The sequence below is a fragment of the Vibrio tetraodonis genome, from assembly GCF_003350295.1.
GTDB lineage: Bacteria > Pseudomonadota > Gammaproteobacteria > Enterobacterales > Vibrionaceae > Vibrio > Vibrio tetraodonis.
Window position 1 is genome coordinate 112,191 of the sequence record NZ_QLYY01000011.1, and the last position, 23,721, is coordinate 135,911.

The 23,721-nt window shown below is 37.4% G+C and carries 21 protein-coding genes and 1 pseudogene; 18 read left to right on the forward strand and 4 right to left on the reverse strand.

Features of this window, described 5'->3' with window-relative positions; translation table 11 throughout:
* Positions 1–56 precede the first annotated feature (56 nt).
* Complete coding sequence (locus DPF90_RS08685; protein WP_205395180.1) at positions 57–476, forward strand: GNAT family N-acetyltransferase; 420 nt, start codon at positions 57–59, stop codon at positions 474–476.
* Between the two features lie 33 nt (positions 477–509).
* On the opposite strand, the gene DPF90_RS08690 is transcribed toward DPF90_RS08685, so the two are convergent.
* From DPF90_RS08690 to DPF90_RS08705, 4 genes are all read right to left on the reverse strand, one after another.
* Positions 510–2,720 (reverse strand): YjbH domain-containing protein, encoded by a 2,211-nt coding sequence (locus DPF90_RS08690; RefSeq protein ID WP_114785941.1) that lies wholly within the window; start codon positions 2,718–2,720, stop codon positions 510–512.
* The gene (locus tag DPF90_RS08695; RefSeq protein ID WP_114785942.1) at positions 2,720–3,448 is read right to left on the reverse strand and encodes a capsule biosynthesis GfcC D2 domain-containing protein; all 729 of its coding nucleotides are present in this window, start codon (positions 3,446–3,448) and stop codon (positions 2,720–2,722) included. Before DPF90_RS08695 ends, DPF90_RS08690 begins: the two co-directional genes overlap by 1 nt.
* A 6-nt stretch (positions 3,449–3,454) precedes the next feature.
* A complete protein-coding gene (locus DPF90_RS08700) occupies positions 3,455–4,111 on the reverse strand; it encodes a YjbF family lipoprotein (RefSeq protein ID WP_114785943.1) in 657 nt (218 codons plus the stop codon).
* 96 nt (positions 4,112–4,207) lie between these two features.
* Positions 4,208–4,465: a hypothetical protein gene (locus DPF90_RS08705; protein WP_114785944.1), complete on the reverse strand. Its 258-nt coding sequence runs from the start codon at positions 4,463–4,465 to the stop codon at positions 4,208–4,210.
* Between the two features lie 731 nt (positions 4,466–5,196).
* Here DPF90_RS08705 and DPF90_RS08715 point away from each other — a divergent pair.
* The 17 genes and pseudogenes from DPF90_RS08715 (at position 5,197) to groL (ending at position 23,668) form a co-directional block, all read left to right on the forward strand.
* Positions 5,197–6,333: a polysaccharide export protein gene (locus DPF90_RS08715; protein ID WP_114785946.1), complete on the forward strand. Its 1,137-nt coding sequence runs from the start codon at positions 5,197–5,199 to the stop codon at positions 6,331–6,333.
* Between the two features lie 62 nt (positions 6,334–6,395).
* A complete protein-coding gene (locus tag DPF90_RS08720) occupies positions 6,396–6,836 on the forward strand; it encodes a low molecular weight protein-tyrosine-phosphatase (protein ID WP_114785947.1) in 441 nt (146 codons plus the stop codon).
* A gap of 38 nt (positions 6,837–6,874) precedes the next feature.
* On the forward strand, positions 6,875–9,043 hold the full coding sequence (locus DPF90_RS08725) for a polysaccharide biosynthesis tyrosine autokinase (protein WP_114785948.1): 2,169 nt from the start codon (positions 6,875–6,877) through the stop codon (positions 9,041–9,043).
* A gap of 205 nt (positions 9,044–9,248) precedes the next feature.
* Entirely contained in the window at positions 9,249–9,767 is a 519-nt protein-coding gene (gene rfaH / locus DPF90_RS08730) for a transcription/translation regulatory transformer protein RfaH (RefSeq protein ID WP_240314489.1), read from the forward strand.
* A gap of 483 nt (positions 9,768–10,250) precedes the next feature.
* Positions 10,251–11,252 carry a hypothetical protein gene (locus DPF90_RS08735; protein ID WP_114785950.1) on the forward strand — a complete coding sequence of 334 codons (1,002 nt, stop codon included), beginning with the start codon at positions 10,251–10,253 and terminating at the stop codon, positions 11,250–11,252.
* A 53-nt stretch (positions 11,253–11,305) separates the two neighbouring features.
* The gene (locus tag DPF90_RS08740; RefSeq protein WP_114785951.1) at positions 11,306–12,529 is read left to right on the forward strand and encodes a lipopolysaccharide biosynthesis protein; all 1,224 of its coding nucleotides are present in this window, start codon (positions 11,306–11,308) and stop codon (positions 12,527–12,529) included.
* A gap of 16 nt (positions 12,530–12,545) precedes the next feature.
* Entirely contained in the window at positions 12,546–13,643 is a 1,098-nt protein-coding gene (locus DPF90_RS08745) for an EpsG family protein (protein WP_162814004.1), read from the forward strand.
* A complete protein-coding gene (locus DPF90_RS08750; protein ID WP_114785953.1) occupies positions 13,644–14,744 on the forward strand; it encodes a glycosyltransferase in 1,101 nt (366 codons plus the stop codon).
* A gap of 1 nt (position 14,745) precedes the next feature.
* Positions 14,746–15,519: a glycosyltransferase family 2 protein gene (locus DPF90_RS08755; protein ID WP_114785954.1), complete on the forward strand. Its 774-nt coding sequence runs from the start codon at positions 14,746–14,748 to the stop codon at positions 15,517–15,519.
* A gap of 695 nt (positions 15,520–16,214) precedes the next feature.
* On the forward strand, positions 16,215–17,381 hold the full coding sequence (locus tag DPF90_RS08760; RefSeq protein WP_114785955.1) for a nucleotide sugar dehydrogenase: 1,167 nt from the start codon (positions 16,215–16,217) through the stop codon (positions 17,379–17,381).
* An 11-nt stretch (positions 17,382–17,392) separates the two neighbouring features.
* Positions 17,393–18,403 carry an NAD-dependent epimerase gene (locus DPF90_RS08765; protein WP_114785956.1) on the forward strand — a complete coding sequence of 337 codons (1,011 nt, stop codon included), beginning with the start codon at positions 17,393–17,395 and terminating at the stop codon, positions 18,401–18,403.
* A gap of 118 nt (positions 18,404–18,521) precedes the next feature.
* A pseudogene (locus DPF90_RS08770) lies at positions 18,522–18,794 on the forward strand (UDP binding domain-containing protein); the annotation flags it as partial.
* A gap of 2 nt (positions 18,795–18,796) precedes the next feature.
* Positions 18,797–19,540: a glycosyltransferase family 2 protein gene (locus tag DPF90_RS08775; RefSeq protein WP_114785957.1), complete on the forward strand. Its 744-nt coding sequence runs from the start codon at positions 18,797–18,799 to the stop codon at positions 19,538–19,540.
* Positions 19,541–19,842: 302 nt separating this feature from the next.
* Complete coding sequence (locus DPF90_RS08780) at positions 19,843–20,844, forward strand: sugar transferase (protein ID WP_114785958.1); 1,002 nt, start codon at positions 19,843–19,845, stop codon at positions 20,842–20,844.
* A gap of 270 nt (positions 20,845–21,114) precedes the next feature.
* Positions 21,115–21,450, forward strand: coding sequence for a DUF3135 domain-containing protein (locus tag DPF90_RS08785; RefSeq protein ID WP_114785959.1), 336 nt, complete (start codon positions 21,115–21,117; stop codon positions 21,448–21,450).
* A 194-nt stretch (positions 21,451–21,644) separates the two neighbouring features.
* Positions 21,645–21,938: a co-chaperone GroES gene (locus DPF90_RS08790; RefSeq protein WP_114785960.1), complete on the forward strand. Its 294-nt coding sequence runs from the start codon at positions 21,645–21,647 to the stop codon at positions 21,936–21,938.
* Between the two features lie 83 nt (positions 21,939–22,021).
* Complete coding sequence (gene groL / locus DPF90_RS08795; protein WP_114785961.1) at positions 22,022–23,668, forward strand: chaperonin GroEL; 1,647 nt, start codon at positions 22,022–22,024, stop codon at positions 23,666–23,668.
* The last annotated feature ends 53 nt before the right edge of the window (positions 23,669–23,721 follow it).

Here is a 23,721-nt window from a genome sequence, read left to right on the forward strand (position 1 = left end):
ATTTATCGAGTAATCTAAACTGGCTTCATTCTACCCCAATTTGCAGTTTGGTGATAATGAGTCCTATCCAGATAGAAGTGTTAGATCCTGTAAAGCTCCCACTCGTATCTCGCTTGTATAAATCCCATTACCGTTCAGGTAAAGCGAAAAAAGACGAATTGACTATTGTCGGAAGCGTTGGCGAGCAGATGATAGCTGTGGTGCGTTTCAAAAGTGTTGAAGAGAATCGATTATTGACAGGTATGCTTGTTGTGCCTGAGTTTAGGAACCAAGGCCTAGCCCATCAATTGATGTCATATTGTGAGCAGCATGTACTTAAAAGGGGGGACTTTTGTTTTGCCTATTCAGAGCTGGAAAGCTTTTATCAGCAGCATGGGTTTGACACGCTTGGTTCCGATTCTTTGCCAAATACTCTCAGGGGACTGTTTGAGCGCTACAGTCAGAAAAAATCACTAGTTGCAATGAAATACGGCTGATGTGTGAGCATCAGCCGTAGTTTATGCATTTTCCTAGTTAACTGAACTTGGTCTTTGGAACCAAGGTGAACGGGCGTCAGTTTCGTCAAATAGGCTATGCTTCTTGCGTAGCATCTGACCGCCATCTCTGGTGAGAGGCTCCCAGCTTATTACCGCGCGATTGGTACTTGGCTTAACCGTGAGTATGTCGAATGGAATAGAGAGGTAGAAACCTTTGTTGTAACTACCTTCACCATATTCTTCGGCGGTTAGATCTGTTTTTGTTGCATAAACACCAACTATGATCCCAGTATCGAATTGCTTAGACACATCGACTCTCGCACCTACGTCACCTCCCAAGAATTTGCCTGCGCTGACTTTAATCAAAGTACTATCGAGGAATGACCAGGTTGGCATATAGTAGCCTGTTACATGCCCTGTAGTACCACGGCTCAAGACATAAGCTTGGCAAGAAGGAATTCGAGCGTCACATTTTGCCTCATCATAAAAGAAATAGTCATCTTGATATACGCCGAACCAAGAATCGGGATCTCTTTGACTAATGACATTAAAGTCCACGCCAAGTGCCCAGTTGGTATTGAGTGGGCGGTAGAGAACTTCGCTACCAACACCAGCAAACATCATTTCTAGATAGCCGCCATACATCTGGGTGTAGACTTCTTCCATTGGTTGTTCAAACCAAGTTAGCTGTAGGTTTTGTAGTCTTACTGGGTTGTCATCGACATAGGCACGGAACATGGTTCTAACCCTAGGCGTCGAGTAGTTTCGAACGTGAGGAGAGTTTTCAACGTAGTTAAACTTATCGTAGTTATCGACAAGATTGAAATACAAGGAGCCGCCTAATTCTAAGTTGTCAGTTAGCCAGTAGTTGGACTTAGCGCTTAATCCTATGCTGTATAGATAAAACGACTCAGGTCCGCCAATACTTTGCTGCAATACTGGGTCGATACCGTAATCCCAATTGTTTTTACTGGTTGCGACTCTTATTTTTGAAGACTGCTTAGGCTCTGAATACGTCAGGCTGTCTGCTATCTTGGCATCTGGGGATTGGTAGTTGGATGCATCAACAAAGGCTTTCCTATCAACGTTTGTTTGAGTTAGGTCCATGCCGTTCTTTTGTTCAACAATCTGGATGACTTGAATCGATTCATTAGCATTGTGAGTCAGTATGGTTGCCGCTCTATCAACTGCTTGCTCTCTATCTCTGTATTTGACCTGTTCGCCTTTAAGTGTCAGCACGTCTTTATCTACTGAAATGGAGTTATTGCTATAGCCAGCATTTCTCTCGATCTGCTCAGCTACTTGCTGCCAATCTGTGTTGTTTACTGTTGGTCGCAATTGGCCTTGAGAGTAGAGCTTGTCTTCATCTCGCCAGTTTGGCTTAAGCTCATTGAAATTAGTGTATAAATTAAAACCAAAAACAACCGTGTTTCCGCGCTGATAGCTTATCTTTGCATCTCCCCAATCTCCAAGTCGATAGTTCACGCCAAAGTTCCACGGCGTGCTTTGCACCATGGGTTTAGATGCATTGCGTGTATTGGGAAAATCTTCAGAGTAGTCGTTACCTTCATATTCGACTTTAAGACGCAGTGGCTCATAAGGTGTTTGATATTCAATGCCGCCAAATAGAGCAGACGGCCCTTTAAACCAACGCTGAGTATCAAACTCACCGCCACTGCCGTTAAAATCGTTTGGCCTTGTGCAATAGCTATCGCTCAGTTTACAGGCTGGGTTTGAAATATTTCCGCTTTGTCCTAGGTAACCCCAGCCTAAACCCAACGTGAAATCTAAACTGCCAAAGCGCTTAGTCGCAGCAATATACTCGCCATCAAACAGGCCCGTGCCGGCAAAATCTCTCACACCAATCGAGGTTTCAGGGAGATAATAACTCTCTTCCAATAGCCTAATTTTAAAATCAACGCCTCTGTCTGTGTAGAGGTTATCGCCACTATAACTAGTGTCGTTACTGTAAGGTACGTCTGGCACGCGGGTGTATCGAAGCGTGGTTTCTAACCATTCCATCAGTTGTAGAGAGACCATATAGTGCTGGTAATCATTACTCATGGTGACGCCGACATTAAATTCCCCTTCCTTTGCCATTCGCCCTGTTGGAGTTTGCATCAGGCCTGTACCACCAAAATCGGATTGGGAGACTTTCCAATCTGCAGAGGTATCAGACCATGCTGCTCCTGATAACAATAGGCATAGTGGGGTAACAAAACTCAGAGTACTACGTGTGTTCATTAGATACTTCTTCTCATGCTGATGAGTTTGATAATGTCTTTTTCAAGGGAACGGATGAATTGAGACCCAGAGTCAAAACCGACAAAGATAACTGTGCTTGGTGGTAAATATGTCTGATTATTATTCCAATAGGCATAACCACTTTTTGTTGTGTGCCCGTCAGGATAGATTAGCCATACGAAGCTCTTGTCTGCGCCAGCTAATGGCAGAGCAATATTGATTGCATCAGAAAGTGATGGAGAGTTAGAAATATCGATCTCTGAAGGTTTCTCAACCAAGCCTTCTATATAGGAGAAGTGGTTGCGCTTTGGAAAGACTAACTCATACTCTCCTGATAATCTCGGGTTTAAATTGTTTTTGATACGGATTTGATCGTAATCCAAGGGAATGAATAATCGATAGCCAACTTGCCAGCTTTCAATTTGTTTGATTAACGCACTCGCGAGCACGGCATTTTTGCCCTCTAACTGGCTAAGCCGTTTTATGACACTTTCTTTTAACTCAATAGCTTTATCTAATTGAGCTTTATCAAAGAGTTGGTTGGCGATAAAGTAGGAATCACTGTAGCTATTGGTATTCTCTTTGACATCTTGAATAACTTGGCTGAGCCGTGCGGGATTGTTGTATTCAAACAGCACGCCTTGTTGCGGAATTTGAACCACAAGATTACCTGATAAGGCGTTGAAAGATAATAGTAAAGCTAGCGAGGCTAGGATACGTGAGAGCATAGAATTTTAGCCTATGTAGGGTTTGAGAATTTCGAGTTCAATCATGAGATGTTCAGGGATGGCCCACTGAATGCTCTTTACGACCTTGCCTTGTTCATCTACCCAGAATGTATTTTGATAACTCTGGCTGTTTTCATATGGAGTTATAATTTCGGTAACTTTCTTAGTATTTTTTTGCCAGATGAGGGAAGTGAGAAACTCTTTACCTACCACAGACGATTGAACACTTGCTTCTTGCTGTAAGTGATACCCTGGTTGCCAATCATAGGAGACTTGCCAAGAGCCTGATTCAGCTTTGGGTTGGTAATGAGGCACTGAGGTGGTGACATTGAGCAGGTTATAGTTTGGCAAATGGAGTGTTTTCACTACACGACCATTTTCTGTGACTATCATCGCGCCATCAGATGAGAGCCATTTTAATCTTGTGTTACCAGTGTCTGTATTAGTTTCAGCAAACGCTAAGACCATGAAAACTCGAGGCCCATCGTTTACTCGTGCATAAATACTGGCATAAGGTAGCGCTTCCACCTCATCTTTAGTCATATGAGTATCGGGTAAGCCTGAATATGCTTCTTTAATGGTTGCGCCAGTATCTTTTATATACTGGCTACAGCCTGCTGTGACAGCAAAAAACAGAACTATCAGAATTCGAAAATGATTCATGGTAACAACATTAATTTTATTCGGGTGTTCCGAGGAGTTTTAATCGGGATATGAAAACACCCTGAAAAGGTTTCTTCAGGGTGTAAGGTTGCAAAACTATCTTGAGGTTCCGTCTGTACCGTTTGTTCCGCTTGTACCATCATTGTCGCTAGCGGCAGCAATAGCTACTGCTGTGATAGCAACAGCACCTACAGTTACTGCAGTTGCGGTTACAGTGCCAGTAGCAGCGGTTGTGGCTGTTGAAGCACCAGCTGCACCACCTGATGTAGTAGCTGGAGTGGTTTCTTCTCCTGCGGCTAGAGCGTTTGCAGACATACCAAGAGCGCAAAGAATTGCAAGAGCGGTATTTCTCATTGTGAATTTCCTCCAAAAGTAAATATAAAAGCGCTTGTGGAGCGTATAAAGAAACACGCTCAATATAATTCTATGAGATACTTACTAAGATGTAAAAAGAATTACGCTTATAAAATAACTATTCTCAAATAAAGATCACTAATAATTATTCTGATACAGATAAATTGTCAAACCTTATTTTTAAATTTCACCCCGGCGAGATGTAAAAGACATATAATCTTTTGCTAAATGAAGACCTAACAAAACATGTTAAAGTTCGCTTGTTTTTTGCACCCTTACTTTTGTCGCTGAGCCGCTCGTGATTTTCTTCCTTGTAGAGCCCAATATCGATTAAATTCATTTTTTTCAGATACATAATGGTATGACTAGTGCCGACTAAAGACAATCGCCAGCCTATATCATCTGTTCGTTTCTTTTTTTTGAGAAACCTATTCAAATTTAATTTTTTTATTGACATTTTTGTATTATATAAAATTCAATATCTTACCTCATTAAAGTATTCCTTATAAATAAATATTTTTAATATACATAGATATATCATTTGAGATTTAAGAAAAACAAGGATATTATGCGCGGTTCAAAATTACACTAAGGTCAATAGTATTTAGTATTCATATGAATGTAATTGATATCATTTGCCTTGGTTTTTGTCTTTTGTTAATGAAGTGTGGCGTGTGGCATTGCCCCTATACCCATAAGATTTGATATTTGCTTATACGATTTGGCTCACAATGAAGATTAAGATAAACCGTTGTTTAATTACTTTGCTGCCTATATTTCTGGTCGGCTGTGCTGTGCCTGGTTCTCATTTGTCGACCGGCGACAAAAATTTAGTTTCTCACACTGCCGATAGTGATATCGACAATCTTTCTGATGTTGTAAACCTATATCCGCTCACAGCTCAATCTGTGTCCCGCTATCAGGTAAAAGAGCATTTGGCTCCTCAATCTAACCCAGAGCTTGATTTAGAAATCGCCAAATATCAGTACAAAGTGGGTATTGGCGACATATTAAATATTACTATTTGGGATCACCCGGAGCTAACTATACCCGCAGGTTCTTATCGCAGTGCTTCCGAAGCAGGAAATTGGGTTCATGCTGACGGGACGATTTTCTATCCATACATAGGTGTTGTTGAAGTGGCCGGTAAAACGGTTGGTGAGATACGCTTAGATGTTGCGAAACGTTTGGCGAAATATATTGAGAGCCCACAAGTTGATGTCAATGTCGCTGCATTTCGCTCGAAAAAAACTTACATAACGGGTGAGGTTTCAAAACCCGGCCAGCAAGCTATTACTAATATCCCACTGACTTTACTTGATGCCATAAACCGCTCTGGCGGTCTTGCTGAGAATGCCGACTGGCGAAATGTCACCCTTACCAGAAACGGTCTTGAAGAGCATGTTTCTCTTTACGGGCTTATGCAAAGAGGGGACCTGACGCAAAACAAGTTGTTACAAGCTGGTGATATTATTCATGTTCCCCGTAACGATGGTCAAAAGGTTTTTGTTATGGGAGAAGTCAATGAGCCAAAACTTCTTAAGATAGATCGTGCTGGTATGACACTCACGGAAGCACTAAGTAGTTCTGGTGGTATCAATGAGTTGTCTGCTGATGCAACTGGCGTCTTTGTTATTAGAGCATCTGATAATAAGTCAGAAAGAATGGCTGACGTATATCAACTTAATGTGAAAGACGCATCTGCGTTAGTTGTTGGCACTGAGTTTGAACTTAACCCTTACGATATTGTGTATGTCACTGCTGCACCAGTGAGTCGTTGGAATCGTGTAATAAAGCAGATCTTACCGACCATCAATAGCTTTAATGAGTTAACCGAAAGTCTACTGCGTATCCGCAATTGGCCTTAAATTTTATTGGTAATGTTTAAGAGGCTCATAATAGCCTCTTAAAGCTTAGATGAGATCTGGTAATGTTTAATAACATTCTTGTTGTTTGTGTAGGGAATATATGTCGCTCACCACTGGGTGAGGCAATGTTGCAAAATTTATTGCCTCATAAGAAAGTTGCATCGGCAGGGTTGGCGGCCGAAAGAAGTCGTTTAGTGGGCAAGCCAGCTGATGAAAAAGCTATTTTGGTTGCAAATGAGCATGACATTGATTTATCAAATCACCGCTCACAACAAGTCAGTTCAGCATTATGTGCTGAATTTGACTTGATACTAGTGATGGAAAAAGGACACATTGAGGCGATAACAGCGATTGCACCAGAAGTTCGTGGTAAGACTATGCTATTTGGTCAGTGGATAGGTCAGAAAGATGTCCCAGATCCATACAAACAAAGTAAAGAAGCATTTGATTACGCTTACCAGCTTATTGAACAAGCTGCGCAAGCTTGGACAAAAAAATTATAGTAACTCTCTTTAATTAGGTATTTAGGACTTTATAGATAATGACCACACAGCAGGCTAAGCAGCGTTTGAATGTTGCTTCTGATGAGATTGACTTAGGAAAGCTATTTGCCCTTCTTATTGACGGCAAGTGGATAATTCTTTTTGCCACGGTAATTTTTGCGATTGCTGGTATCGCCTTTTCACTCTTGTCTACACCTATTTATAAAGCAGATGCGCTGATTCAAATTGAAGAGAAAAGCTCGGGTGGCATGTCGGCTATTGTCGGTGATATGGGAAGCCTGTTTGCGCAAGAGTCTTCAGCTACGACTGAGATCGAAATCATTAAATCACGAATGATATTGACTGATACGGTAGATAAGTTCAACTTAACCACTATTGTTGAACCTGACTATTTTCCAATTGTAGGCAAAGGGATTTCCCGCCTTTTGGGTTCTCAGCAAACAATAGAAGTAAGTCAATTTGAGGAACCTAATCACAACTTAGGACTAGGACTTTCTTATCAAATTATAATCACCGACGCTGATAAGCAGGCATATCAGCTCCTTGATCAAGACGAGAACGTGATTCTGTCAGGTAGTGTTGGCAAGTTAGCAAAATCAGATGGATACAAGTTGTTTGTGTCTCAGTTTGATGCTGATGTTGGTGCTCGTTTTAATATAAGCAAGCGTAGTTCGTTAGAAGCTATTCAGTGGTTGAAGGACAACTTATCGATAAGCGAACGGGGTAAGCAAACCGGTATTGTTGAACTGTCTTTTGTTGGTAAGGACAGAGCGAAAATCCAAGCAATATTAAACGATATTAGCCAAAACTACTTTTTACAAAATGTAAAACGGAACTCGGCAGAAGCTGAGAAAAGTTTAGCCTTTTTAAAAGGGCACTTGCCGTCTGTAAAAACCGAGCTAAATAGCGCAGAAAATCAGCTAAATACTTATCGTCAAGACAATGAATCTATAGATTTAAGCTTGGAAGCTAAATCAACATTGGAAGTGATGGTAAAACTTGAAGCTCAACTTAATGAGCTGACCTTTAAAGAAAGTGAAATTAGCCAGCGTTTTACAACGGATCACCCAGCATACAAATCTCTGCTGGACAAGCGACAAGTGTTACTAGAAGAAAAAGAGCGCTTAAATAACCAAGTACAAAAACTACCAAAAACTCAACGTGAAATTCTTCGTATGACTCGTGACGTTGAGGTTAACCAACAGATTTATATTCAGCTTTTAAACAAGGTTCAAGAACTTAGCATTATTAAAGCAAGTACTGTGGGTAACGTTCGAATACTAGATTCAGCGCAAACCTTTGACCGAGCAGTTAAGCCTAAAAAAGCCTTAATCGTAGTCCTTACGACTCTGCTGGGTGGAATGTTAAGCGTAGCTTATGTATTACTCAGAGCCGCTTTTCATAAAGGTGTTGAGAACCCGCAAGAGATTGAAGAGCTTGGGCTACCAGTCTATGCCAGTGTGCCAAAATCTATTTTGCAGTCTGAATTTATCTCTAAGCAAAAACGTAAGCTTAAAAATACCCAGACAAAAATGCTCTTGGCTGAAAGTAATCCTCTTGATTTGTCAATTGAAGCGTTAAGAGGACTTCGCACCAGTTTACATTTTGCAATGCTTGAAGCGAAAAATAATGTTCTGATGATTTCGGGGCCTGCGCCAAACATTGGTAAAACCTTTGTGTCGATTAACTTTTCAGCGGTCGTCGCTAAGTCTGGACAAAAAGTTTTGCTGATTGATGCGGATCTGCGTAAGGGGTATTTACATCAGCCATTTGGTCTGGAAAACCAAAAAGGTTTGTCAGATTACCTAATTGGTTCAGCAGACATTGATGTGGCAGTAAAAAACACCGATGTCGAAAATATGCATATCATTACTCGAGGAAAAACGCCGCCTAATCCTTCGGAGCTTCTTATGCATCAAAGGTTTACAGAGCTAGTTGAGTGGGCATCTCAAAACTACGATTTAGTGATTATTGACACACCACCTGTTCTTGCGGTTACCGATCCAAGTATTGTCGGTAGGCATGCAGGGACGACTCTAATGGTGGCACGCTTTGGTGTGAATTCAGCTAAAGAGATTGATGCGGCCAGAAGTCGCTTCGAGCATTCGGGGATAGATGTGAAAGGCGTTATTTTTAATGCTGTTGAGAAGAAGGCCTCTTCCGACTATGGCTATTACAGCTATGAGTATAAGAGTGAAGAAGTATAGTCTCTTTTTATTTTAATTCAGATAACAGACTGATATTAAGTTAGACATAGCAATAAGATTTTATTAAATATGTAATGAGTAAAAATTATCAAGGATATAAGCCTTTGGGGGCTGTAACCCAAGGGCGGTAGCGTGCCTTTTTATTGTGCGATATCTTTTTCACGGATAGTTATAAATATATTAAATATTATAGATGGTCCTTATTATGATGAAGAATATTCAGAACGATAACCAAAACAATCAATGGTTTCTAGTTAGGTGCAAAACCAAACATGAGCGACGTGCTAGTCTCAATCTTGCTAATCAATCAATCGCCTCATATTATCCACTTATTGATGTAGTTAAAGTGCGTCGTGGTAAGAAGCAAGTTGTTCGCGAGGCACTTTTTCCAGGCTATATTTTTGTTTATTTAGATCCATCATCTGTTCTGGCTTCCAAAGTGAAAAATACTTTAGGAGTGTACGATTACGTTAGGTTTGCCGGAAAGCCACAAGTGGTTTCAGATATCTTAATCGCAGACTTAGAACAAAGGAATGGCCAAGTGGTTTTGGACGAGTCCGTTCAAGCAGGAACCGAAGTATTGGTCTGTGATGGTATATACACAAACACTAAAGGAATTTTTTTAGAGCCTGATGGTGATAAGCGCAGTATACTACTGGTAAATATTTTGAATAAGTCAACTAAACTTACAGTAGATAATGAAATCATATTTCCTATAGTGTAATAATAACTATCAAAATTTATCTCATAATGAATTTTTAAAACTATAAGTTTTTACATTTAAATTCAGTATTTTTAAAAATATGTAGAATTAATAAATGAAAGTGAATTCTATTGAGATTGTAGATATGAAAGTTAGACATAAAAATAAGACAATTTAAATACATATGGCACTATTTGGTTAAATTTCGTATAATTATTAAATTATTAAATTATTAAATTATTAAATTATTAAATTATTAAATTATTAAGCATCGAATATAAGGTTAAAAAAATTTTCTTTAACGGTGGTATTTCTTAGAGCCTTCCTTTTTATTAGTAGTATTAACTGATTCTATAGTTTATATTATTCAGTGGCTTTTAATAAGGAAGATATGTTCTCTAATAAAAAAGAAAATATTGAATATATTTTAATCTACTCAAATTAAATATTTCTTAGGTAAGTATAGACTAACTTAAAAATTACATCTGTTACATAGGTTTAGAGATGACAATTCATATAATTCATTTTAACAATTATTTTGGGCAAAGCTTACCAACAGAAAATTCACTTGATATTGATTTAATCAAGAATAAATTAGAGGGTTATGGTTTTAATGTTAAACTTATTGATATAATAGATATTGCAAATAAAAAGATTACAATCGATCCTGATGATTATTATATTATCGGAAGTCATCAAAATCCTTCTGTTAAAAAAATAGTTGATGGAGTTGTGTCAATTAAATTAAGAGATATAAATCTAATACCCAAGTTTTATCATGTTTTAGCACATGAAAATAAGGCAATACAAGCAATGTTAAATAGTGAGTTAAATCTTGGCTTACTAGAGCAATTGGTTTCTATCTGTTCAAAAGGTGACATGATTTCTGATTATGATGCTAGTAAAGTTAATAAGTTTGTTTCTGGTTCTGGGAGTTCGGGAGTCTTTGTGCCCAATTTAGGAGAAACTTATACAAAATATATAAATAAAGTTTTTTGGAGAGCAACTAATATTTCAGACCTTATTGAGTTTATAAAGTTTAGAGTTTTAGGTGTTTTTTTTAAAAGAACCAAAGAGAATATTGATTATAATAAATCCTATTATACATTAGTCCAACAAGAAAAGATTAAAAGCCCAGGATTCGATTACAAGGCATTAGTTTACTTCGATAGAATCTACCTACTAAAAAGATATGTTAGAAATAATGATTTTCGATCAAGCGGAAGCGGTAATTTTGAATTTGTAGAGTCAATAAATAAGGAATTGCTAGACTTCATTCTAGATTTAAGGGAAAAATTAGATGTGCCTTATGTATCGTTAGATATTATAGATAATGAAGGTATGCTTAATTGTATTGAATACCAATGTGTACATTTTGGTCCGTATACTCAGATGTTTGCAAACGTTCTTTTTCATAAAGAAGGAGAGTCCTGGCGTAAACTAGAAAGAAAGGCATCTGTAGAAGAGGAAATGGCTTACGCTATTGATAGGTACATACGTAATTGAATTAATAAAATTGACCTTCAAAAAAAATTTGTAAGATAAGATAGCGAATATAAGTGAAAATTCTTAATAAAAAATTCATTAATAATCTCTTTAATTTTGGCTTCATTGAAATAATAGGCATGCTGATACCTATTGTCACTATGCCTATACTAACGCGAAGTTTGGGTGAGGGGCTATATGGGATATACCTTTACCTACTTGCGTTTGTGATGTTTGGTAATACAGTTATTGATTTTGGTACTAGATTTGTTTCAGTCAGATTTGCTGTTGAGTTTGCGGATGATAAAACATATCTTTCAAAGTTATATCAGGAAACACAATCTCTCAGATTGTTCTTGGCATCTTTGTATGTAATTTTTATTTATGTGTTTTTTTATATTACTGGGCAAGAAAAAAATCTTATATATATAAATTACTTGATTTTACCATATTGCCTTGGCTATGCACTTCTGCCAATCTGGTTTTACCATGCTAAAAATGATTTAAAGCTTATATCTGGTATTCAGTTAATAATTAAGTTAATCAATTTACTAGTAATATTTTTTTTACTTGATGGAAAAAATAGCTTTGAAATATTACTTTTTTCATATGGCGCCCCATTACTGTTTTTTGGTTGTTTAGTAACTTTTTATACCGCAAGAAAATATGGTGTGAAAGTTGGCGTTACATTCAGTTTTAGAAATGTAATGATGAGTAACCTCTCCGTCTTTTTGGGTATTTTGGCTCCAAACTTATATAATTCACTACCTACAATTGCTTTAGGGACCATATACCCACCTGAAGATTTTTCTTTGTTAGCCATTGCATTACGTTTAAGCTCTATTATTGTTATATTTCAGAATGTTATATCGAAATCGCTGTTTCCAATATTAATAACTGAAAGAACGATAAAGGTGAGTTATCAAATCAAAATTTACAGCTTTGTTTCTGTACCATTGATATTATTTGTATCTCTATGTGGTGAAGATGCCTTATCAATTTTTCTCGGTGCTAACTATAGTGGTGTATCAGATTATCTCTTAGTTTTGATGCTAGGAGTGCTATTTCTCGGCTGGACAAATGCTTTGTCTCAAGGTTTCTTCTTAGTTAATAGTCTCGATAGTATTTATAGGAATGTTTCTATCCGTACATCCATAGTATCTTGCTTTTTGTCTTCCTTATTAATATATTCCTACGGAATTTTAGGGGGGGCTTTATCCGTTACTCTGGCAAGGTTTATATTATTTATTGATTATTATATAGTATATAAGAAATATAGCTCTATTACTTTTAAGTAGATTAAAGGTCTTAATATTGTTTGCTTTAGTTTTATTTTACACAACGTTAATTATTTACCTAGTTGAAAAGATTAGTGTAAAGAGAAATGTCTTTCTTTATTTCACAGCCACTTTTCCAGCTATTGTTTTTTATATTTTCGTATCATCCACTCAGTATTATGTAGGATCTGACTACCCTTCATATATATATATATACGAAAACCCATGGGTTTGGGGAAGATACTTTGACCAAGGGGAATATTTTTTTTATTATTCACTTGAATTTCTTAATCATCTGAAGCTAGAGCCTCAGGCACTGTTTTTTGTTTTTACTCTTGCACAAACTCTGCCTATATTTTATTTCTTCTTTAAATTAAAGCAAAGATATAACGATGTAAGGTTATGGCTTTTATTTTTTATCTTTCTATCTGTTACCAACATATACAACAATCAGCTCAATGGTATTAGGCAATATGCTGCTGTTGTATTAGTCCCTTTATTTGCTTATTTAATTTGTGACAGAAAGTATGTGAAATCTTTTTTTTATTTGTTTTTAATGAAGATGATGCATGCTTCATCTTTAATCAATGTCGTCATTTACCCTCTAAAATTGTTTGAAAAACTTAAGCCTAACTATCTTTTTCTTATTTTTTTACTCTCTACGGTAATTTATTTAATTCTACCAAGCTTGGTGCCAGTTGCCTTAGAGGTAATTGGCAGTTATAGTCACTATATTGATGGCCAGTATTTTGAATCATCAGACTTGTCTGTAGTCATAACTAAAATTTATTATTTGCCAGTATATTTAGTTTTTTATTATCTTTACTCTAAAAATACTGGCAATAGTAAAGAAGGTTCATTTATAAACTCTGATCTATTCCGATTTTTTATTGTTATTTTTTCATTTACATATTGGGCATTTTTAATGAGTTTGAAAATCGGAATATTATCTAGGTTACAATCATATTTTGTTTTTTTTAATATATTCCCAATTTACTATGTATTAAACTTTTACTATCATAAGAACTTTAAGTTTTTTATTATTATATTAGGCTTTATTGTTCTTCCATATTTAGCAAAAATAACCTTTCTTGCAAAGAATGAGTTTTTTTATCAAAGTGTGATATTTAATTAAATGAAAATTTTATTTTTTTTGCCAAACTTAGAGTGTGGTGGCGCAGAGAGCGTAACTGTACGGGTAGCTAACCATTTTTTTGATATTGGCCATGATGTATATTTCATCACTTCATTGTCTGGTGGGAAATTAGAAAAAAAACTTAGAGATGGAATTAATTATTCTTGTCTTAATAGCCATTTACAATGGCTATCAATATTGCCTCTTAAGAATAAAATTAACGAGATTGAGCCCGATGTTTGCTTTTCAACAATGAAAGAGTCTAATTTTATATTGATAGTTAGTAAAGCTTTGAGTAAGTGTAAACCTAATGTTGTTATTAGAGAGGCAAATACAGTTTCCCAACAAATAACTGCAGAAAGCAGATTACATCAAAAAGTTAAAAACTATATAATCTCGAAGTCCTATGCAAGGGCAAGTGGTATTATCTGCTTGTCAGAGGCAATGAAGAGTGACCTCCAAAGATGTTGGAATATTGATTCGAATAAAATAGCTATTATTAATAACCCAATTGACTTTGACTTGATAGAATCCCATAGAATAAAGCAAAACTCTATCCAAGATGAAAGAGGAGAAACTAATGACATTCCTATATTTTGTATAGTTGCAAGGTTATTTAGACAAAAAAATCATCATTTTTTATTTTTGGCTCTCAAAAGCTTTAAAGAAAAATATGGTGAGTTCAAGGTATATATTGTCGGAGATGGGCCTTTAAGAAATGATCTGGAAGTTTATGTTTCAGAAATAGGAGTTAGTGAAAATGTAATTTTTACTGGTCATACTGACAATCCTTATCAATTCTTATTTAAATCTTCAGTTTTTATATTGCCTTCACATTTTGAGGGTTTTTCAAATGCTTTGTTGGAAGCAAGTGCCTGTGGATTGAAAGTTCTAGTATCAGATTCGCAGCCTACATCTGTTGAGTTTGTAAATAATTACGATATTGGGTGTGCATATAAATATAATGATATTGATGATTTTACCACAAAGCTATCTGAACTGATTCTGTCAAGATCGTCACAGACAGCTGATTTGTCGAGCTTTTCAACCAACGATATTCTAGATTCTTATGAACGATATATTATAGAAGGTGGGATCTGACTTGAAACTACAAATTTTGATTTCAACGATGGATGATCGTATATTCAATATAGAATTTAATAAAGTTTATGAATATGTAATTATTCATCAATTGAGAGATTTAAGTAGGTTAGAAGAATACGATAACTTTATTGACAATATAAGCAAAGAAGTATCTATCAGTTACCATAAAATGACTGATTTAGGGTTGTCCAAAAGTAGAAATAAAGCGTTAGAATTTTCTGATGCGGATATAGTTTGGATTATGGATGATGATACTAAAATACTTGATAATGCCTATTCTGAGATTGTTAGTTTCTTTATTGATTCGGATAATGATTTTATTTCTGTACTCCACTATATGGGTGAAAAACTAATTGCTAAGCAAAAAAATAATACTAAAATAAATGCTATCAATAGTGCAAAAATATCTTCTATTAATATGGTCTTGTCTAAATCTTGCGTAGACTCTGGTGTTAGATTTGATGAAAACTTCGGTTTAGGTACATCTTTACCTTCTGGTGAAGAATACATTTTTATTACAGACTTAATACATAGAAACTTTAAAGGCTGTTTCACAGATATTCATGGTTGTATTCATACTGAAGAACTGTCAAGTGGAAAAGATTTTTATTCGAGTAAAAAGTTGGTTCTTGCAAAGTTATATATGTTTAAGAGAATTTTTCCAAAAACTTACTGGTTTTGGATATTATTATTTTTTATTAAAAAGCTTAATAAGTTTTCAAAACATAAACCTATATTTAAATCAGCACTACGTGAATTTATAAGTAAATAAACGAAGTGCATTAATGTCTTTTACTCTAATCTTAAAAATAGCATACCTAATTATTTTTAGTTTTTTAAAATTGATCGTAGTGCTTTTAATGGATAAATATATTCAATAAATTTTCATAATAGCATGTTTTTTTAAAGTTACGACGAGCTATAATGATAAGATAGAGATAATAAAATAGGTTAAAAGATAACTATATTTCTTGTTTTATTATTTATTTTTAAGCAATATAAAACACGTAAAGCTAGCAAAACAAGAAGTCTGAATAGATAGTAATAATAAGGTCGATTTAAGCTCAAGCTTTATTGTACGAAAAGTGTTTCTAACTGGGATAGAATTGCCGTTATGAGACTACTTTTTATCTCTGGTAGAAGCTTTAGGAAAGGTAGTGGAGTTAAGTAAGTAGGGTTATATCCCTCTTCGTCACTGCTCTATTTTTGCTCGGTTGAATATGAGTCCTGCGGAATGACCTAAGTTTTCAGAAAGCTTTGAGACAAAATTCATTTGGCAATGCACTACACCAAAAAACTTAAAAGCTACGCGCGGTCACGTAAACAGTATGTAATCAAATAAATGCATAATGGTATCTTATACGTACCTCGATACACAACACCTCAATAGCCTCGTGACATATTGCTCATAAGGTTTACTCAAACACTCTATAAAACTAATTATTACATAAATACAAAGGTTTATTTATGAAAATTGCAATTGCTGGTACCGGCTATGTAGGCTTATCAAATGCGATGCTATTGGCCCAGCATCATGACGTTGTCGCGGTCGATATTATCGAAGAAAAAGTAAAATTACTGAATAATAAAATATCTCCAATCATCGATTTAGAAATCGAAGACTTTTTAAAAAATAAGTCATTAAAGTTTACTGCCACTCTAGATAAAGAGCTGGCGTATACCGATGCAGAGTTCGTTATTATCGCCACCCCGACAGACTACGATATTGAAACCAATTACTTCAACACTGCTTCTGTTGAAGCGGTGATTAAAGACGTAATGGCGATTAACTCAAATGCGGTGATGGTGATTAAATCTACCGTTCCTGTGGGTTATACCGATCGTATTAAACAAGAGTTAGGATGTGAAAATCTGATATTCTCTCCAGAGTTTTTGCGTGAAGGTAAAGCGCTATACGATAACCTGCATCCATCTCGTATTGTGGTGGGCGAACGTTCTGAACGTGCATCAGTATTCGCGAACCTTCTGTTAAAAGGGGCGGTGAAGAAAGACGTTGAAATCCTATTTACAGACTCGACGGAAGCAGAAGCGGTAAAACTATTCTCAAACACTTATTTGGCCTTGCGCGTTGCTTATTTTAACGAGCTCGACACCTATGCTGAATCTCATGGCTTAGACACGCGCCAAATTATTGATGGTGTATGTTTAGATCCACGTATTGGCTCACACTATAACAACCCTTCGTTTGGTTATGGTGGTTACTGTTTACCAAAAGATACCAAACAACTGCGCGCGAACTATGCAGACGTGCCTAACAACATTATTGGTGCAATTGTTGATTCAAACACTACACGTAAAGATTTTATCGCAGATTCAATCATTAAACGTAATCCTATACGCGTGGGTATTTACCGTTTAGTGATGAAATCGGGCTCTGATAACTTCCGCGCTTCTAGTATTCAAGGCATCATGAAACGCCTCAAAGCGAAAGGCATTGAAGTTGTGGTGTTTGAGCCAGAGCTAAAGGAAAAAGAGTTTTTCCGCTCATTGGTGCTAACAGATTTCGAACAGTTCAAATCAAGCTGTGATGTGATTGTATCTAACCGGATGGCGCAAGAGCTGGCGGATGTACAAGACAAAGTCTATACACGTGATCTATTTGGTTCAGATTAAGGATTAAAACAATGAAATATTTGGTAACAGGCGCTGCGGGTTTTATCGGCAGTGCGGTAGTAAAGCAGCTCACGGCGAAAGGTTATCAAGTTGTTGGTGCCGATAACCTTAACGAATACTATGATGTGGCTTTAAAAGAAGCTCGACTAGCGCGTATTCAGCATGCCAATTTCAAACTGGTACAGTTAGACATTGCCGATCGCGATGATGTGGCTAACCTGTTTAAAGCGGAACAGTTTGATCAAGTGATCCATTTAGCTGCACAAGCAGGAGTGCGTTATTCAATTGAAAATCCACATGCGTATGCCGATTCAAATCTAGTGGGTCACTTAAACATTCTAGAAGGGTGTCGCCACAATAAAGTGCAGCATTTGGTATATGCCTCTTCAAGCTCGGTATACGGCTTAAATGCGAAAACGCCGTTTGCAACGTCCGATTCGGTTGTTCACCCCGTTTCACTGTACGCAGCGACCAAGAAGTCGAATGAGCTTATGGCCCATAGCTATTCTCATCTGTATGACATTCCGACTACAGGCTTGCGTTTCTTTACGGTTTATGGTCCATGGGGCCGCCCAGATATGGCGCCGTTTCTCTTCACTAAGAAGATTCTGGATGGTGACACGATTGATATCAATAACAATGGTGACATGTGGCGTGATTTTACTTACATCGATGATATCGTAGAGGGTGTAGTTCGAATTTCCGATGTTATTCCACAGCCCAATAAGAGCTGGACTGTCGAAGAGGGGACTCTTGCCAGCAGCTCCGCTCCTTATGCGGTATACAATATTGGCCATGGTAGTCCGATCAATCTTATGGATTTTATTAAAGCTATAGAAGATGAGCTAGGTATAGAGGCATCGAAGAATTTGAGAGATATGCAACCCGGTGATGTTTATCAAACTTATGCAGATACCGAGGATTTATTTTCTGCTACGGGTTATAAACCTAAGATTGGTGTAAAAGAAGGCGTTAAAAAGTTTATTGATTGGTACAAAGAATATTATAACAAATCAAACTAAATTATTTATTGGTTAGATTTAATGAAAATAGCGGTTACTGGAACAGGTTCTGTCAGCCTGTCTAACGCTATGTTGTTGGCACAACATCATGAGGTTATCGCTATTAAAATTACTAGAGGTAGGGATTTATCGTTTAGTAATGAAGCCGGGATCCGATAACTTTAGAGCATCTTCAATACAGGGAGTAATGAAGAAGGTCAAAGCTAAAGGCATAGAGGTGGTTGTTTATGAACCAGCTTTATAGGAAAAAGAATTCTTCCACTCCCTTGTTATGACTTACCTTAAAAAGTTTAAGTCTGTATGTGATGTTATTGTATCCAACCGTATGGTTAAGTATATACAAGACGTTACTTTCAAGGTCTATACACGCGATTTATTTAGTAGCGATTAAAAATGTTAGTATCGATCATTACCCCTTGCTTTAACCCTAGTTTGGAATTAATAGAAACGATAAAAAGCGTTCAACAACAGACTTACTCAAATTATGAACATATTATTATTGATGATTGTTCTACATCAGAAGTTCCTGATGAGTTGTTGAGAGCTATCGAATCTGATCCAAAAATTAAATTTATTTCTAGATCTTGGAATGCAGGTCCCGCAGTGACTCGTAATCGCGGTATATCTGAAGCCAAAGGCAACTTTGTCGCATTTCTTGATGCCGATGATCTCTGGCATCCTAGTAAATTAGAATTGCAGCTTAACTTTATGCGGGAGAATGATGTGAGTATATCCTACACATCATATGAGGTTTTCGATACAAAAGGAAAAGTTGTTGGAGTAAGAACGCCGCCTAGTAGGCTAGGTTATAACGATATTTTAAAATCTAACCAAATTGGCTGTCTCACTGCTATGTATAACGTAGATATGTTAGGAAAGGTCTATATGCCTAATATATCTAAGAGGCAGGACATGGGGCTGTGGTTACAGATACTTAAAACTGGAACAGTAGCTGAAAGATGTTCGGACAATCCACTAGCCCGGTATAGAGTAGGAGGCAACTCGGTATCATCGAATAAGCTGGGTGTTCTCAAGTATCAGTGGCGAATTTACAGAGAGATTGAACGCTTATCTTTACCAGCGTCAATTAAGTATTTTGGTCACTATGCCTTGAGAGGGTTAACAAGAAAAGTTTAATAAAATAATTTGACTGGACTACTTGTTATAAAACTAACACATTTACCCTAAATTATAACCATAAATTCATTTGTACTAATGGATTATTAATTGTTTTTCTATTGGAATGAAAAGCGTTCGATAATTTCTCGATAACACTTATGACTTTCTTATTTTTGAGACAGGCTAGTTGTTAATATGAAATTTATTTAGTGATATCATTAAAATTAATGATTTTACTAAATTACAACAAAATATATCATATAACAGCGAAGTAAATACAGCGTATAAATTTTTCCTTACAGATATTAAATATTCAAAGTATGAAAAACTCAGTATTAAAAAATCAAGTTACTGGCTCAGAAGTATTTGAAGCAGTATTTGACACCAATCCAAATGATCAGGTTTTACAACAAGCACCGCAAAACAGCAAAGCCCTCATTCATATATATGCACCAGAGAAATATTTAGAAAAATTGAAATTTGTATTGTCAAAACACGACATTAAATACGATGTAAACAATTATTCTATTCAAGATTTTAAAGGTAAGACTTTATGTCACTTTGAAAGTGCCAGCTTGTCGGAGGAGCATCGCAATTTTCTCATTGAAGCAACAGAACTTGGCGCGTGGGTCGAGCCTTTGGTGAGCTATTTTGATAGAACACTTGGGTATACAGAAACAGAGCTGCTTCATAGTGGATACTTTCTACATCAAAAAGCCTTTTCAATTCTTTCAAATAAAAGAAATGTAAGTGAAAAGCGACTGATAGATCTGATGTTCGTTTTTATGCTTGGAATAATAGCGATCCCCGTAGGCCTTATAACTGCTGCCTTAATTAAACTTGAGTCGCCAGGACCTATTTTCTTTAAACAAAGAAGAACTGGTCAGTATAACCAAGAGTTTGAGGTAATAAAATTCCGTTCAATGCGGAATGATGCAGAGAAAAATGGAGCCCAATGGGCAACCAAAAACGATGCACGAGTGACCAAGGTTGGGAACTTTATCCGAAAAACACGAATCGATGAGCTACCTCAGTTAATTAACGTTTACAAGGGTGAAATGTCGATGGTAGGCCCTCGACCTGAGCGAGAAGTGTTTATCGAAGATTTGGAAAAAGAAATACCATACTATCGTTTCCGTCACGCTGTAAAACCAGGCGTCACTGGTTTAGCACAAGTAAAATATCCATATGGTGCATCAGTTGACGATGCAATTTGGAAGCATAAATTTGATATTTACTATATCAAACATCAGAATTGGCGCATGGAGTTGAAAATTTTATTTTTAACCGTAAAAACTGTAATTTTTGGGATGGGCCGTTAGTGAAACTTTGTTTTTCCGCTGTAATGTGCATGAGTGAAGAACACAAGATGGGAGCTTTCGAATATAGGTTTTTGACAATACACAAGTCCTATGTCAATACTTGGCGTTCCCACTTCTTATTCTGGTCGCTTTGCCGTTTAAGCAGCGGTAAAATCGGTTCTCAAAGCTCTCTTACCCAAAACTCAGAGTTAAAAGATTTGTAGTTCGCACAACCCCAGCAAACCGTCTATATTTTAATTGATAGATTTGTTACTTTGTTTTGGGGGCTTTATGAACTCACCGTTAATCAATCAGACTCTTCCTTCGTTTGACGAGCTAATCGACCTTGCAGAAAACAACCCTGAAGGATTTGCTCAATTCAAACATGAAATGTGTAAAGAGATGATTATGTCGGCATCTGAAGAGATGCAAGGTAGACTCTGGGCCCAGCAAAGTCATATAGATAGAGTGGTTGACAACTGCAAAAACCCTAATCATGCTAACGTTGTTCTCATGCGTGAGCTTGTTTCTCAAATGGTTAAATTTCAAGATGTACTCGAAGGTGATTCGGCCGAGACTGAAGAATGCGGCAGTGCACAAATCATCCCTCTTGCTGACTGGCGCTAACACATCGAGTTAGCGCTAAGCTTTCCACAGCCGCATTTCAAAGTTCTTCTCTGAACTCGATCACAAAAATCTTTCATATCCCCCTTGGGTTTCAGCAAAACGTCCCACATATAGATAGCACAAGACTTTAACGCCTTGTGCTATTGCGCTAGGTAATTATCCAACAACATGGAAATTTTCAGGAGAGACGACCGATGAACATTCGTCCATTACACGACCGAGTTATCGTAGAACGCCAAGAAGTTGAGTCAAAATCAGCGGGTGGTATTGTTTTGACTGGTTCTGCTGCCGAGAAGTCAACTCGCGGTGTAGTTTTGGCTATTGGTAAAGGCCGCATTCTAGAGAATGGCACTGTGATGCCTCTAGATGTCAATGTTGGCGACACAGTGATTTTTGCTGAAGGCTACGGTACGAAAACTGAAAAAATCGACGGTAAAGAAGTTCTAGTGATGTCTGAAAGTGACATCATGGCTATCGTTGAGCAATAAGCTAGCAATCATTGAGTAATTTTTTGCTCAGATTCATTTGTTAATTAAGTAAAACTAAAGAATTTTAGAAAAGGAAACTAAAGATGGCTGCTAAAGACGTTAAATTTGGTAATGACGCACGTATTAAAATGCTAGAAGGTGTAAATGTTCTAGCAGATGCAGTAAAAGTAACGCTAGGTCCTAAAGGCCGTAACGTTGTTCTCGACAAATCTTTTGGTGCACCAACTATTACTAAAGATGGTGTATCTGTTGCGCGTGAAATTGAACTAGAAGATAAGTTCCAAAACATGGGCGCACAAATGGTTAAAGAAGTCGCCTCTCAAGCAAACGACGCTGCGGGTGACGGTACAACAACTGCGACAGTTCTTGCACAGTCTATCGTTAACGAAGGCCTTAAAGCGGTTGCTGCGGGTATGAACCCAATGGATCTTAAACGTGGTATAGATAAAGCTGTTGCAGCAGCAGTGAGAGAGTTAGGTGAGCTTTCTGTTGACTGTAAAGGTAGCAAAGAGATCGAGCAAGTTGGTACTATCTCTGCAAACTCTGATTCTAGCGTAGGTAAGATTATTGCTGAAGCAATGGAACGTGTAGGCCTAGACGGTGTCATTACTGTTGAAGAAGGTCAAGCACTTCAAGATGAGCTGGATGTTGTAGAAGGTATGCAGTTTGACCGTGGTTACCTATCTCCATACTTCATCAACAACCAAGAATCTGGTTCTGTTGAGCTTGATAATCCATTTATCCTACTGATTGACAAGAAAGTATCTAATATTCGTGAGTTGCTTCCAACTCTTGAAGCAGTAGCAAAAGCTTCTCGTCCTCTGCTTATCATTGCTGAAGATGTTGAAGGTGAAGCGCTAGCGACACTAGTGGTTAACAACATGCGTGGTATCGTTAAAGTTGCCGCTGTGAAAGCACCTGGTTTTGGTGATCGTCGTAAAGCTATGCTTCAAGACATTGCTATCCTAACAGGTGGTACCGTAATTTCTGAAGAAGTAGGTCTTGAACTAGAGAAAGTTGTTCTAGAAGATCTTGGCCAAGCGAAGCGCGTTGCTATCACCAAAGAAAACACCACTATTATCGATGGTCTAGGTGAAGAGTCTATGATTCAAGGCCGTGTTGCTCAAATTCGCCAGCAGGTCGAAGAAGCAACTTCTGACTACGATAAAGAGAAGCTTCAAGAGCGTGTTGCTAAGCTAGCAGGCGGCGTTGCGGTTATTAAAGTTGGCGCAGCAACTGAAGTTGAGATGAAAGAGAAGAAAGACCGTGTTGAAGACGCACTTCACGCAACTCGCGCAGCAGTTGAAGAAGGCGTTGTTGCTGGTGGTGGTGTTGCACTTATCCGTGCAGCCTCTAAGATTGTTGATCTTCAAGGTGATAATGAAGAGCAAAACGTTGGTATTCGCGTGGCACTGCGTGCTATGGAAGCGCCAATTCGTCAGATCACACAAAACGCGGGAGACGAAGAGTCTGTAGTTGCTAACAACGTTAAAGGCGGTGAAGGTAGCTATGGTTACAACGCTGCAACTGGCGAATACGGTGACATGCTAGAAATGGGTATCCTAGATCCAACTAAAGTGACTCGTTCTGCACTTCAATTCGCTGCATCAGTTGCAGGTCTAATGATCACAACTGAAGCTATGGTTACTGACCAACCACAAAAAGATGCGCCAGCAATGCCTGATATGGGCGGTATGGGCGGCATGGGTGGTATGGGCGGCATGATGTAAGCCATACAGCTTTGCTGAACAAGAAACGGAGACCTAGGTCTCCGTTTTTTATA